Origin of the sequence: Veillonella orientalis (assembly GCF_018406505.1) — a bacterium.
Classification (GTDB): Bacteria; Bacillota; Negativicutes; order Veillonellales; family Veillonellaceae; genus Veillonella; species Veillonella nakazawae.
In genome coordinates, this window is record NZ_AP022322.1 from 594,429 (window position 1) to 609,246 (window position 14,818).

The 14,818-nt window shown below is 36.7% G+C and carries 11 protein-coding genes; 7 read left to right on the top strand and 4 right to left on the bottom strand.

The window, feature by feature from the left end; all coding sequences use genetic code 11:
• Nucleotides 1–53: 53 nt before the first annotated feature.
• Entirely contained in the window at nt 54–1,076 is a 1,023-nt protein-coding gene (locus VEIS1202513_RS02635) for an AraC family transcriptional regulator (RefSeq protein ID WP_213467768.1), read from the top strand.
• Between the two features lie 224 nt (nt 1,077–1,300).
• On the opposite strand, the gene VEIS1202513_RS02640 is transcribed toward VEIS1202513_RS02635, so the two are convergent.
• The gene (locus tag VEIS1202513_RS02640) at nt 1,301–2,155 is read right to left on the bottom strand and encodes an IS3 family transposase (protein WP_244856321.1); all 855 of its coding nucleotides are present in this window, start codon (nt 2,153–2,155) and stop codon (nt 1,301–1,303) included.
• On the bottom strand, nt 2,119–2,688 hold the full coding sequence (locus VEIS1202513_RS02645) for a helix-turn-helix domain-containing protein (protein ID WP_244856214.1): 570 nt from the start codon (nt 2,686–2,688) through the stop codon (nt 2,119–2,121). The genes VEIS1202513_RS02640 and VEIS1202513_RS02645 overlap by 37 nt, the downstream gene beginning before the upstream one ends.
• 460 nt (nt 2,689–3,148) lie before the next feature.
• Between VEIS1202513_RS02645 and VEIS1202513_RS02650 the strand changes: the two genes are divergently transcribed.
• The 5 genes from VEIS1202513_RS02650 to VEIS1202513_RS02670 all read left to right on the top strand — a co-directional run bounded on the left by VEIS1202513_RS02650 (nt 3,149) and on the right by VEIS1202513_RS02670 (nt 9,080).
• Nucleotides 3,149–4,267 (top strand): IS1249 family transposase, encoded by a 1,119-nt coding sequence (locus VEIS1202513_RS02650; RefSeq protein WP_213466934.1) that lies wholly within the window; start codon nt 3,149–3,151, stop codon nt 4,265–4,267.
• Nucleotides 4,268–4,481: 214 nt separating this feature from the next.
• Nucleotides 4,482–6,551 carry a polyribonucleotide nucleotidyltransferase gene (locus tag VEIS1202513_RS02655; RefSeq protein ID WP_213467769.1) on the top strand — a complete coding sequence of 690 codons (2,070 nt, stop codon included), beginning with the start codon at nt 4,482–4,484 and terminating at the stop codon, nt 6,549–6,551.
• A 10-nt stretch (nt 6,552–6,561) separates the two neighbouring features.
• Nucleotides 6,562–7,011, top strand: coding sequence for a dUTP diphosphatase (gene dut, locus VEIS1202513_RS02660; RefSeq protein ID WP_213467770.1), 450 nt, complete (start codon nt 6,562–6,564; stop codon nt 7,009–7,011).
• Between the two features lie 341 nt (nt 7,012–7,352).
• Nucleotides 7,353–7,886 (top strand): NUDIX hydrolase, encoded by a 534-nt coding sequence (locus VEIS1202513_RS02665; protein ID WP_105085501.1) that lies wholly within the window; start codon nt 7,353–7,355, stop codon nt 7,884–7,886.
• Nucleotides 7,887–7,907: 21 nt separating this feature from the next.
• Entirely contained in the window at nt 7,908–9,080 is a 1,173-nt protein-coding gene (locus tag VEIS1202513_RS02670) for a phosphopentomutase (RefSeq protein WP_213467771.1), read from the top strand.
• Between the two features lie 240 nt (nt 9,081–9,320).
• Here VEIS1202513_RS02670 and VEIS1202513_RS02675 read toward each other — a convergent pair whose 3' ends face one another.
• Both VEIS1202513_RS02675 and rpsT read right to left on the bottom strand, forming a co-directional pair.
• The gene (locus tag VEIS1202513_RS02675; RefSeq protein WP_178885103.1) at nt 9,321–11,525 is read right to left on the bottom strand and encodes an RNA ligase; all 2,205 of its coding nucleotides are present in this window, start codon (nt 11,523–11,525) and stop codon (nt 9,321–9,323) included.
• Between the two features lie 137 nt (nt 11,526–11,662).
• Nucleotides 11,663–11,923, bottom strand: a complete 261-nt coding sequence (gene rpsT, locus VEIS1202513_RS02680) for a 30S ribosomal protein S20 (protein WP_009351773.1) — start codon at nt 11,921–11,923, stop codon at nt 11,663–11,665.
• Nucleotides 11,924–12,196: 273 nt separating this feature from the next.
• Here rpsT and polA point away from each other — a divergent pair, with 273 nt between their 5' ends.
• Nucleotides 12,197–14,818, top strand: coding sequence for a DNA polymerase I (polA, locus tag VEIS1202513_RS02685; protein WP_213467772.1), 2,622 nt, complete (start codon nt 12,197–12,199; stop codon nt 14,816–14,818).

The following is a 14,818-nucleotide window of genomic DNA, read 5'->3' on the forward strand; positions in this document are numbered from 1 at the left end:
GCATCCCTTGGAGTATTAAGGGATGCTTTTTGTATGTGGAGCAATAGGGCATAATGGACTATTTTGACTATTCATATAAACATAACTACATAGAGTTTAGCAGCAACATATATAGGGTTAGTACATATCATTATAACTGGCATGCAGAAACTGAGATTTTTATCTTGTTAAAAGGTAGCGTTGAGATGAGTTGCAATGGTGAGGTTTTTACGCTGAAACCTCTTGATGTTGTAATTATTTCTCCTCAAGTAGGGCATGCAACATTAGCCCTTGAAGAGGATACTATAGCCTTTGTTACTCATGTAGGTAACGAATTTTACCAACAGTATGATTCTGATTTTGGGACGTATCAATTTATTTTACGTTCAGATGATAGTACGCGTCATAATGAATTCTTTACAACCTTACGCCATCATGCTGCTATGACGATGTTATTGATGATTAAAGGTGAAAGCCCAGTACATCGAATGTGGATAGAACACCATTACTTAGCTTTGGCTGGTGATGTATTTAGAGAGTTTGATCCCATAAAAAAGGTTCACGAAAATGCTAGACCTGGCGATATAAAACCGGCATCTTTTGATAATATGATTGCCTATATTGATGAGCATTATGAGCAGAAAATAGAGTTAGAGGATATTGCAAAAATTGGGGGCTATAATGTTGCTTATACATCGCAGTTTTTTAAACGACAAATGGGGATTTCCTTTGTTGAGTATGTATTGCGGTTGAGAATCCGTGATGCTACTGTTCGATTAGCTAGTACGGATGAGGCTGTTGCAAGAATTGCAAGTGATTGTGGATTTGCCGATGTGAAAGCCTTTAATGTGGCTTTTAAAAAGCATTTTAATATGACTCCCACAGAATATCGTAAGCACGTAAAAGGTATTGGCCGTAAAACTGTTTTACAAGATTGGAAAGAAATAATTTCTGTAGACAACCAAGATGTACTTGATGTGTTGCATTCGTTCTTGTCCTATGAAGATGATTCACGAGCTAAGAGCGAATTGGAATTTATGAGCAAAAAATTGGAAGCTTTGAAAGAAAAGTTAGCCGATGTAGTAAAGGATTTATAAAGCTGTTTTATTATATTTCTATGGTAACTAGATTATTATAGTAGCTAATTCTTATAGTAACTCTATTCGTATGATAAACGTTTTGCGGTAATTTATTTTTGATGAATTTATGACATATATAGAAAGATTAGAATTGGGTAAATTTCTATATTAAGAAACCTATAAAGTTATAAATAAAGCACTACTGTTGATATGTACCCATTTTCCTGGACACATATTATTTACTAGCCTAAACACATGGATGCTTCCCTGTATTTTACAGGAGGCATCCATTTTGTTTTTTTCTGGATCCTTTTGTTGTTGTAATAGTTAATGTATTCTTCTATTGCTACTGCAAAAGCATTAAATGATGAATATTCTGTTTCAAAACCATAATATATTTCTGTTTTCAATCTACCAAAAAAGGTTTCCATCACAGAGTTATCATAACAATTTCCTTTTCTAGACATAGACTGAATAATGCCATGTTCTTTAAGTGCTTGTCTAAAATAGTTATGTTGGTATTGCCAGCCTTGATCAGAGTGGAAGATTAATCCCGAAAGATTAGTAAACTTCTTAAAGGCTTTCTCTAACATACGAGAAATCTGTTCTAAGTTAGGCCTTAATGCTAAGTCATAAGCAATAATCTCATTCGTATTCATATCTAAAATAGGCGATAAATAGCATTTTCCCCACGAGAAATTAAATTGAGATACATCAGTAGTCCATTTTTGTAATGGTGCAGTTGTACTAAAATCTCTATTGACGATATTTTCTGCTACTTTACCGACTTTTCCTTTGTAAGAGTGATACTTTTCCTTCGGTCGCTTTCCTGCGAGTCCCATGCTATGCATAAGTCTTTGCACTCGTTTATGATTAACTACAAAACCTCGATTAAGAAGTTCTTGGTATACACGGCGTACACCATACCGACCTTTATGTTCTGTAAAAATCTTTTGAATTTCATCTTTTAGCTCTGTATTTCTTTTATCTACAAGATCTACTTTAGTAATTTCAAAATAATAGGTAGATTTGGACATTGGCATAGCTTTCAAAAGATGCTTTAGTTGATAGCCTTGTTGGCGGAGCGTTTTGATAATCGCTGCTTTTTCGCCTTGAGACGCGCAGCTTCCTTTTCTTCTCTCAAGGCAATCTCTTTTTTTATGACTTCATTTTCAGCTTTAATATAAGCAATTTCAGCTCGTAAGCGAATGAGTTCCTCATATTCACTCTCTTTGAGCTCTCGAGGTGAGATAGTCTTAGGTACTTTCATTTTGCAATCCTTTGGTGGTCGTCCTTTAGGTTTATTAATAAGACCATTGTATCCCAAAGTTTTGTATTTATGAACCCATTGATACAGTTGTCCAGAATTAATACCCGCTACAATAGCTACTGATCTTAAACCTTGACCTGAAAGAACTTGGCATACTAACTCAAATTTTTCTTTTGGAGACCAATACTTATTAGTCCCTCGACATTTATTAATATCTGAACCATGAAGTCGTTCTAATTTAACCCAGTCCCTTATTTGTCTATGAAATGTATCTGTCCTCACACCTTTAGGTGTCTTGGGCCATTCACCTTGATAGAATAATTCAATTGCTTTTCTTTTAAATTCATAACTATATCTCATGAAAATACCCCCTTTACTGGTTGTCCAGTAAAGGGGGTACATATCATTTGGACGGCTTTTTTATTTTATTTCTCTATGTTATAATAACGTTAGGCAAAGGGAAACGAATGCCGATATTCAATTGTGGCAACACAAAAAAAGGACAGAGCGGCAACTCTGTCCTTTTTTATTGTGCTAGTTGCTATCTAAATCTACTATCTAGCCACTTGATGATGTAATGGCAAGTTACACCACCTATGATAGAGATTATAAGGGAAATGAGGGTTATAGGACAAAAAGTGTTGCTGTTAATGCCGATGGAGGTAGTTAAATACTGGCTCTATCGGCATTTTATCTTTTTGAGTAACTTTTACATATAGGACAAAAAGTGTTGCTAAAAAGTCTGAACTCCCTTGATTTTACTGACTCAAATAAGGTTTTATCTTTCTAGAAAGATATATTTTTTAGAAGGAGTATAATTATGAAACTAGTCAGATGCCCTAGTTGTGGTTTCATTTGTAAGAAAAATGGTAGAACAAATGCGGGTTCTCAACGTTGGTATTGTAATCAATGTTCTTGCTCATTCACAAATAAAGTGAATAAAACTAACAATAATTTACAGATGTTTTTGGATTGGTTATTTGGTAAACACACACAGTTAGATATGGCTGGTGATGGACGTTCATTTCGGAGAAAAACATCACAGTTTTGGGAACTTTGGCCATTACCACCAAAAGTTGAATCATCAAGTAGCGTAGTATTTGTTGATGGTATTTATTTAGCTAGAAATGCTTGCATTTTAATCTGTTGTAATGAGACGCATGTCTTAGGCTGGTATGTTTGTAGATATGAACATTCTAAGGCTTGGGAGGCTTTATTACGACGTATTTCACCACCTACAGTAGTTGTATCCGATGGTGGTACCGGCTTTCAAAAGGCATTAAAAAAAGTTTGGCCGAAGGCCAAACTACAAAGATGCTTATTTCACGCATTTCAACAAGTAAAACGCTATACAACAATACGTCCTAAAACGATTGCTGGCCGTGAATTATATGGAATTGCAAGGGATTTATTAACGATACACACACAAGATCATGCCGTAAAGTGGGTACAAAACGTTATGTCATGGAAAGTACGACATAGAGTATTTCTATCAGAAATGACCGTTGACGAAAATGGTACGATACGACCTAAACACGAACGACTCATAAAAGCAGAAAATTCCTTAATTAAATTAATCAATAAAAGATGTTTGTTTACTTACTTAGATACATCATTAACATGTACCTGTCCGGCTACTAATAATCGTATAGAAGGTGGCGTAAATGCTCAGTTACGCGCTATGTTACGTAATCATAGAGGAATGTCTATTGAAAGACGAATAAAAGCGGTGTTCTGGTGGTGCTATATGCACTCACCGAACCCGCTTTCTAATGCAGAAATACTTAAGGTTATGCCGACCAACAAGAGTATTTCTGATATATATCATACCATACATGAACAATCTAGGTTAGAAGCCTCTATTCCAACTTGGGGTGATGCTATTGTTTGGAGCGATTTGCATAATTATGATCGCCTATTTACCAATCTTTGGGACTGAAATAGCAACACTTTTTGTCCTATAACCCGGAAATGAGATATTCAATCACGACAACACCTCCTTTCTGTTGCCAGAATAGGAGTTAGCAACAACTAGAGTATAACATAATAGTATGAACTAACGTATACTATAATTAATTGAAAATAGCTTATTTTTTCTTGATGATATATAATAAGAAGGTATACATATAAGAAGATTTTTAGGAGGAATAGGAATGGAACAATTCCAAATGGACCTAGCTGGTCGTACGCTTACGATCGAGACTGGGGAACTTGCAAAACAAGCTGGCGGTGCCGTAATGGTTGGTTACGGTGATACTCGTGTACTCGTTACCGCTACAGGTTCTAAAGAGGCGAAGGATATCGACTTCTTCCCACTTACAGTAGACTATGAAGAAAAAATGTACGCTGTTGGTCGTTTACCAGGTGGCTTCATTAAACGTGAAGCACGTCCACCTGAATCTGCGATTTTGAATAGCCGTTTGATTGACCGTCCTATTCGTCCATTATTTGATAAAGGTGTACGTAATGAAGTACACGTAGTAGCAACAGTTATGTCCGTTGATCAAGATTGTGATCCAGCAATCTGTGGTATGATTGGCGCTTCCGCTGCTTTATCTATTTCTGATATTCCTTGGAATGGTCCTATTGCAGGCGTTCGCATGGGTCGTATCAACGGTGAATTTGTTGTAAACCCGACAAAAGAACAATTAGAAGCAACAGATCTTAACATTGTTGTAGCTGGTACAAAAGATGCTATCCTCATGGTTGAAGGTGGTGCTCAAGAGGTTCCAGAAGAAACTATTCTTGAAGTTATCATGGCAGCTCATGAAGAAATCAAAAAAATCGTAGCTTTCCAAGAAGACATGAAAGCTAAAGTGGGCAAGGAAAAACGCGTATTCGAAAGCAAAGACGTACCTGCTGAAATCGCTGATGCAGTTCGCGCTTATGGTCATGATAAACTTGATGCAGCAGTTCGTTGTGCAGATAAACAACAACGTGATGCTCAAGAAAGTGAAGTACGTGCCGATGTATTATCTCACTTTGAAGAAATCTACCCAGATAACTTGGCGGATGTAAATAAAGCATTTGATGCTATGACAAAAGAAATCGTGCGTCATATGATTACTGTTGAAAAAATTCGTCCAGATGGTCGTAAACTTGATGAAGTACGTCCTATCTCTTGCCGTACAGGTATATTACCTCGTACACATGGTTCTGGCTTATTTACACGTGGTCAAACTCAAGTATTGAACGTTGCCACTGTAGCACCATTGTCTGAAACTCAAACAATTGATGGCATTGGTTTAGAAACAGAAAAACGTTATATTCACCACTATAATTTCCCATCCTTCTCCGTAGGTGAAACTCGTTCCTCCCGTGGGCCTGGTCGTCGTGAAATTGGTCATGGTGCGTTGGCTGAACGTGCATTAGTACCTGTTATTCCTAGTGAAGAAGAATTCCCATATGCATTGCGCTTAGTATCTGAAGTGTTGGAATCTAACGGTTCTAGCTCCATGGCATCCGTATGTGGTTCCACATTATCCTTGATGGATGCTGGTGTACCTATTAAAGCTCCTGTAGCTGGTATCGCAATGGGTCTTGTAACGCAAGGTGAACACTACACAATCTTAACTGATATCCAAGGCATGGAAGATGCTCTTGGCGACATGGACTTTAAAGTGGCTGGTACAGCAAAAGGTGTAACGGCAATTCAAATGGATATCAAAATTTCCGGCTTATCCCGTGAAATTCTTCATGAAGCATTAGAACAAGCTCATAAAGGCCGCATGCATATTATGGGTATTATGCTTGATACAATTGCTGAACCACGTCAACAAATGTCTCAATACGCTCCACGTATTATTACAATGAAAATTGATCCAGATAAGATTCGTGATGTAATTGGTTCTGGCGGTAAAGTAATTCGTGGTATTATTGACGAAACAGGTGCAAAAATCGACATCGAAGATGATGGCACAGTATTCATCGCTTCTGTAGATCAAGATGGTGCTGCTAAAGCACAACAAATTATTGAAAACCTTACTAAAGAGGTTGAAGTAGGTGCAGTATACCTTGGTAAAGTAACTCGTTTGATGGCATTCGGTGCTTTTGTAGAAGTATTACCAGGTAAAGAAGGTCTTGTACACATTTCCAAACTTGCGAAAGAACGCGTTGAAAATGTAGAAGACGTAGTAAATGTAGGCGATGAGATTATGGTAAAAGTTATCGAAATCGATAAACAAGGCCGTATCAACTTATCCCGTAAAGATTGTTTAAAATAAGAGGTGTTACATGGATATTCGTGGCTTTGAAGTAGTTTCTGCTTTTGAAGAACAAGATATCAATTTACCGACACGTAAAACAACAGAAAGCGCAGGCTATGATATTGAATGCGCTGAAGCTGTTACTTTAGAACCAGGTCAAGTAGTATTAGTGCCAACAGGTATTAAAGCTTTCATGGCATACGATGAATACCTTGCCATTCACATTCGTTCTAGTATGGCCATTAAACGCCATCTAGCACTTGTAAATAGCACTGGCATTATCGATAGCGATTACTACAACAATGAGGATAACGAAGGTCATATCATGATCGCTCTACTCAATTATGGTAAAGAAACAGTTTCCCTTGAAAAAGGTGAACGCGTTGCGCAAGGTATTTTCTCTAAATACCTTATTACTAACGATGACGATGCTACAGGCGTACGTACTGGTGGTATCGGTAGCACTGGCACAATGTAAACTACATATAATTCTGAATAGAATGATGAAAGCCGCTCAACTAAAGTTGGGCGGCTTTTTCTAATAAAATTTTTTAAATTCATTATCGATTCACTAGGATGCATGTATTGTAATTACATCATCAGGTGAAAGATATTACCAACATGTAGAACAGAAAGACTTAGATTCTAACAGCAATCCATCGATTAAATAACCAGAAAAAGTGATTTTGGTGATCTTTTGGTCTAGAGTATCGTGTCTAGTTATGACTATTGGAACCTTATTTTTGTGCACATAATTTGTGTTATAATGAAGAGTAGGTTTTATAAGGTAACAATCATTTTATATACGAGGAATTATATATGGCAATTAGCAAAGAAATACAAAAATCTAGCGAGATGAAGTTTGATGGTAAACTAATTAAAGTCACTTATGATATAGCTGATGTTAATGGTAATGAAGCGTGGCGAGAGGTGGTTCATCATCCTGGTGCAACAGCGATTGTAGTTGTTACAGAAGATAATAAAATTGTAATGGAGCGTCAGTTCCGTTATGCCTTGCAACAGCCTTTGCTTGAAATTCCAGCAGGTAAACTCGATCCTAATGAAGAGCCTCTAACTTGTGCTAAACGTGAGTTAGCAGAGGAGACAGGATATCGTGCTAACGAGTGGATTCCATTAGGTACTATTGCAACAAGTCCTGGTTTCTGTAATGAAGTGCTACATTTATATTTAGCGAAAGATCTTACTATGGGTGAAACTAATTGGGATCCCGACGAATATGTAGAGCTTGAGTATTTTACTTTGCCTGAATTATTAGAGGCTATTAAGGGTGAGCAAATTAAGGATAGTAAATCTTTGGCAGCCCTTATGCTTGCTATGCCGTACCTCAAATAGTATTACGTAATAGGAGGATATATGTTTAAACGAATTATCCTATTAGTTATGGACTCTGTTGGAATCGGTCACGCTACTGATGTTGCAAAATTTGGTGATGAAGGTTCTAATACTTTAGGCCATATTGAATCGGTGGCAGGCCAGATTCATTGTCCTAATTTAAAATCTATTGGCTTAGGTCGCATTGCTGATATTTCTGATACTGGTGAAAGTATTAAAGGTGCCTTTGGTCGCATGGCTGAGCTCAGTACTGGTAAAGATACGACTAGTGGTCATTGGGAGATGATGGGGCATCCCGTTACTGTTCCATTCCCAACCTTTTACGAAGGTTTTCCTAAAGAATTAATGGATACTTTCACAAAGGAAACTGGCTATGGATATTTAGGTAATGAAGTCGCATCCGGTACAGAAATTATTGAACGTCTAGGAGCAGAGCACATCAAAACAGGTAACCCTATTGTATATACCTCGGCAGATTCAGTATTCCAAATTGCCGCCCATGAGGATGTGATCCCTCTAGAGGAACTATATCGTATATGCCAAATTACCCGTGATAAGGTATGTATTGATGACTATTATGTGGGCCGTATTATTGCACGTCCATTCGTAGGTGAGCTTGGCAGTTTTGTGCGCACATCAAATCGTCATGATTATAGTCGTATGCCAGAGAAAAAGATGGTACAACAAGAGTTACAAGATGCAGGTGTACCAACCGTAGCCGTTGGGAAAATCGGAGATATTTATGCCCATGTAGGATGGGATGAAAGCTATCCAACAAAGACTAATTCCCATGGCATGAATATGGTTCCATACTTACTTGGCTCCTCTTTTGAGCATGGTCTAATGATGGTTAACCTTGTTGAATTTGATAGCTTATATGGTCATCGCAGAAATGTAGATGGATACAAACGGGCTATTGAGGACTTTGATTACCAACTAGGCGGCTTATTGCAATTACTGAATGATGACGATTTACTACTCATCACCGCTGACCATGGAAACGATCCAACTTGGAAGGGAACCGATCATACTCGTGAATTAGTACCAATTCTTGGTTATAGTCCACGTATTGATGGCCCCATAGACCTTGGCGATAGAAAAACCTTTGCTGATATTGGGGAAACTATATTAGAAAACTTTGGTCTGAAACAATGGGGCATTGGAACATCATTCTTAGAGAAACTTAGTAAATAATTTTCTAATATGTTTTTTGTACTTTTAGGTTCAGAATCTATATTATTACCTATGTACGACACTGATATAATTTCAAAATAACAAAATAATATGCTATATATGAGATACTACCAGTTAAAAATAAATAGTTTTAACTGGTAGTATCTTTAAAATAGTTAGTTACATCATAAAGAACGACCAACTTATGTACATCATAAGTTGATCGTTTTTTTACTTTATAGAAGTATATTTCTTATTTAATTATAGCAAGCCTTTACGCTCCATCATTTCTTTTATATTTAGTAAGGTGGATTTACAAACTACATCATATTCTAGTGTACTCAAGAAATCTGCAAATTTTCTATCATCTTCGTTTTTACAGTTTTCGTAAGGAATTTTACCATTTTGTTGATATGGTTCTAGAATCCGGTTACGTCGGTGCTTCCAAGTATTATAATAAGGACCTTTAAATTTTGTCATAAAGCCATTGCTATCAACTAGTACAAATCCTTCAGACTCATGATGTGAATTAAGTTCCTTATTTATGATGCTATTCAGTTCGTCCATTGTATTAACTTGTTGAATTGTTTTTACAATAGATATTAACTGAGTGTCATACTTTTTAAGGATGGAATCTAGTTCTGCTAGTCGCTCCCTAGAGAAAGATACATCAATATGCTTGCCATTTACATCTAACGTATTTTGAATCATATCAAGTACATAAAGATGGTCTTGGTCATATTTTATAATATGTGTATCTTCTTGACTAATGACTTCAAACATCATAGAACAGCTATTACGTTTTAATAACTCTTTGATTTCTTCTTGTAAGCTTGTAGGTAGTTTTTGGAATAAATTTTTAAACAGATCTACGTGCATACCTTCTGTAGTAGATTTAGAAGCAAAGACTAACTCATCATTAATAACACCAAGAATAGCGAGGTATCCATTTTCTTTAGTTCGAATTTCTACAGGGAAGGAGAGAGTATTAGCTAAATTATTTAACTCAGTTTCTGGTCGTTCATTGAGATTAAAGAATTTATTATAACTACGTAATTTCACATCTCCTGTCATACGATCAACAAATAACCCTCGAGCCTGTACTGTATTTTCATTCCATAATCGTTTGTGGAATACACGTGAGGTAAAGTTCAAGGAATATAGGTTAGGGGAGCATTTTTTTACTTTTACTAATTTAGAATTACCTAAAATATTAATATCTTCATTTTGCGTGAAAATGACATGTTGTGTCATGTTTTGGTATTCATGGCGCATGTACTCTTTATCGTACACATCATTTTTAATACCATTTTTAGTAAAAGCATCTGCAGTAATATCAATGTATTTGAGTTCTCCACCAAACTCTACTTCTCCTTCTAAGCAGAAGGAACATTTACCATCCGGAACACCGCGATGACCATGAATTTGAATAAAGTCCTGACACATTCCTTTTTCATAATTTGTATCATATATTTTAGCAATATCTGTTTCGTAAGCTCCAAAACCATTTATAAAGGTAGAGGTAGCTATAAAGGTCATGTTAGGTACATAGGAAAGACCAGCATGGGATACTAAATATTTTTTGCCATGAAAGCTGAAAGGATAGCATTGACGAAGTGATTTATAAAAGAGGCGTAATTCTCGTTGAAGTGATTCTACATCTTTTTTCGTCATATCTTTTACGATAGGTGCCACTACTTCTTTCATAAATCGTTTGGAATGATCTAAGTTTGAATTGAATGCAAAGTTTGCAATATGTCGTTCGTGATTACCTTCCAACATAATCGTATTAGGCAATGTACTAAGACGCATCATTTCGTACATCATTTCTTTATTTTCAATACCGCGCTCCAAATAGTCGCCACAAAAGATATACAGTGTTTTTTCATCCCATGGAGTGATAGCTTGTTGTAATGCCGTGTAACAGCCGTGAATATCACCGATGACACGCACTCGTTCATATCGATTCGTTAAATTTACAGTAAAGTAATTGTTGATTTCATCGATAGAATTTATTTTCCTACAAAATTTTGGTAATGTAGTTGTTTTAATCATCTTGTGCATGCGTTGTATAACTTGCTCAGGTACTCGTTTGTAATCTGTTCGTGTAGCATTACGAGCTAAACATTCTTCTAATGAGGTATCTGGTTCGTAGTAATATACAGTATATTTATATTTGTTAAGCAATTCTTTATATGCATTAACAGCTTTAGATGTAGTGTGGGTAGCATCTAAAACGACAAAGTCGCCATTGCTCATTCGTTTCTCTAAGCAATCTAATAGGAGTTCCCAGGCCGGACCATTATCCTCTTGTGAAATATACCAGCCGTTTTCACCAAGGGAAGGGCTGCGTAATAGCATACGGAAATGATCGGCTTCTAAGGTGTAAGCCTCAAGATTGTTGTCACGAATCCACTGAGACTTACCACTAGCAGGAGCACCACGCATTAATAATAGTGTTCTCATAGTAATAGTCCTCTAATCTGCCCATAGGGCGTAATAAAATATAACTGTATAAAAAACGAAACAATCATTATATAAAAAAGGGCATAAAAAAACAGCCTCAACGGAAATCCGAGAGACTGTCTTACTTGCTTTTAAAATTATAAAGCGTTTACTTTAGCTGCAAGGTTGGATTTTTTGCGAGCTGCAGTGTTTTTATGAAGTACACCTTTGGAGGCTGCTTTATCAATTACGCTAGTAGCATGAACAAGTGCTTGTTTTGCTTCTTCTACTGCGCCTGCTTGAACAGCTTCTACGGTTTTACGACTTGCTGTACGGATTTGAGATTTTACAGCGGCGTTTTTCGCACGACGTTCAGCATCCGTTTTTACGCTTCTAATACTGGATTTAATGTTTGGCAATTGAGTCACCTCCTTAAAAATCGTTTCTTATACCTGAATGATTATATCATACCACATATTGATACGCAAGGACTTTTCAGCCCAATATTTTCCTTATTAGTATGAAGTATAAAACATTTTCTACTGTTCTTTAACTATAGCATATAAGTCTGTTTTATAAAATCAAGATTATTAATATATTTGCTAGCGTTGTAATTAGTTAATTATTTTGATTTTAAAAGTTAGTTAGCTCCCTTATGTTATAATAAAGGATAGAATTAAGCGAGGTGTATTATGAAAAAATTAATGATTATAGATGGCAGTAGTTTGTTATTCCGTGCATTTTTTGCGTTACCACCGTTGAAGTCTGCTTTGGGGACTCCAACGAATGCGGTGTATGGTTTTTTAACAATGCTCATCAAATTGTATGAAGAAATCAATCCTGATTATATTGCCGTAGCTTTTGATAAAGGGCGTCAGACGTTCCGTACTGAAATGTACAGCGAATATAAAGGTAATCGTCCAGATGCACCAGAGGATTTACGCCCTCAATTTAGTCTTATTCAAGATGTATTAAAAGCCTTAGGTATTTGTGTTATTGAAGAAGAAGGCTTTGAAGGGGACGATATCCTAGGATCTTTAAGTAAGAAATTTGGTAAACCAGAGATGGCTGTTCAAATTATTACTGGTGACCGCGATAATCTCCAGCTCGTTACAGAGCATAGTCACGTGTTCTTAACTAAAAAAGGTATTTCTGATATGTTAGAGGTTACTCTTGATAACATGGAAGAACTCTATGGCTATGGTCCTGATAAGGTTATCGAAATGAAAGCTCTTATGGGTGATTCCTCTGATAATATTCCAGGTGTACCAGGTGTAGGTGAAAAAACGGCCCTTAAATTGATTACAGAATACGGTGATCTTGAGTCTGTATATGATCATATTGAAGATATTTCTGGTAAGAAATTAAAAGAGCGACTCGTAGAAAATAAAGACTTAGCGTTTTTATCTCGTGAATTAGCAACCATTAAGACAGATATGGACTTATCTTACAAGGTTGAAGATTTTGTACAAAATTTCCATACCTCTGAGGTACAGCCTTTATTCGAAACCTTGGGATTTACTAAATTAACGCCTCGTATCGTACAAGTAATGGGCGGAGAGGAAGCTGATTTTGGTGATCCTGGTTCTTTATTTGCTCCACAAGAGGAAATTTCTCTAGATGATTTAGCAGATGCTAAGGCTTTAACCTCTGATTTCTATACAGATAAAACGGTGGCAATACATGTTGTGCTAGATGGTAAAACCCCATTTAGAACAGTAACGAATGTGTATTTATCTAATGGTGATACTATTGTAAAAACAGATGATACTAAAGCTGTATTAGCGGTTTTACAAGGGGCAAATGCTATCGTTACTACTCAAACTAAAGAGATTATTGAAGCCTTTGGTGAAGATGCACCAGCCGAGATTTCTTTATTTAACGATGATAAAACTGCTCGTGTCCATGATATGTCTCTTCTTGCGTACTTGTTAGATCCTACGCGTACTAACTATGGTTATCTATATTTAACGGAACGTTTCTCCGTGCCAAGCATTGCTAGTGGTAGTGTAGATGTAGAATGCGTATCTATGGTAAAAGCTTTACTCGCTATGAACGAAGTAGCTTGTGAATCTGCACGCCGTGAAGAGCTTTGGTCTCTATATGAAACAATTGAGTTGCCATTGATTCATACTTTAGTAGTAATGGAGAAAAATGGCATTTATATTGATACAGAAAAATTAGCTGAAACTACGGCTCGTTTTAAAGAGGAACTAGCACAAGTACAGCAAGAGATTTACGATATCGCAGGGGAAACTTTCAATATTAACTCGCCTAAACAATTGGGTGTTATCTTGTTTGAAAAGATGAACTTACCAATCATTAAGAAAACTAAGACTGGCTATTCTACAGATGCAGAAGTACTTGATATGCTTCGTCATGAAAGTCCGATTGTAGAGAAAATATTGGCATACCGTTCAGTAGCAAAATTAGTATCTACCTATTGTGAAGGCTTGGCGGTTCTTATTAATGATAAGACTAAGCGTATTCATACGACCTTTAATCAAATGGTTACGGCTACAGGACGTCTTAGCTCTTCTGACCCTAACTTACAAAATATTCCTGTCCGTACTGAAAAGGGTAGAGAAATTCGTGCCTTATTCTATCCAGGTGCAGGGTACGATACATTAGTTAGTGCCGATTATTCTCAAATTGAGTTACGTATTTTAGCACATCTTTCAGGTGATGAAGCTTTAATCAAAGCCTTTGTTGACGGTAAGGATATTCACCGTTTTACTGCGGCGGAGGTACTAGGAAAATCTCAAGAGGACGTTACGAGTGAAGAACGTTCCCATGCGAAGGCGATTAACTTTGGTATCATTTACGGTATTTCTGATTTTGGCTTATCTCGTGACCTCGGTATTACACGGGGTGAAGCTAAAAACTATATTGATTTATACTTTAGCCGTTATCCGAAGGTTAAAGAGTATATGGATCGCATGGTGCAAGAGGCTCATGAAACTGGTAAGGTTCGCACTATGTTCGGCCGTCAACGTGAATTGCCTGATATTAACAGCCGTAACTTTAACCGTCGCTCTTTTGCAGAACGTACGGCAATGAACACACCAATTCAAGGTACTGCGGCAGATATTATTAAGTTGGCTATGAACCAAGTCGAGAAAAAGCTAGAAGAAGGAAACTTTACATCTCGTCTTTTATTACAGGTACATGACGAACTTGTATTAGAAGTGGTGAACTCTGAATTAGAAGCAGTAGAAGAATTATTACGTACGACTATGCAATCTGTTGTGGAGTTACAAGTACCTCTTATTGTAGATGTACATCATGCGGAAAATTGGGCGTTAGTTAAATAA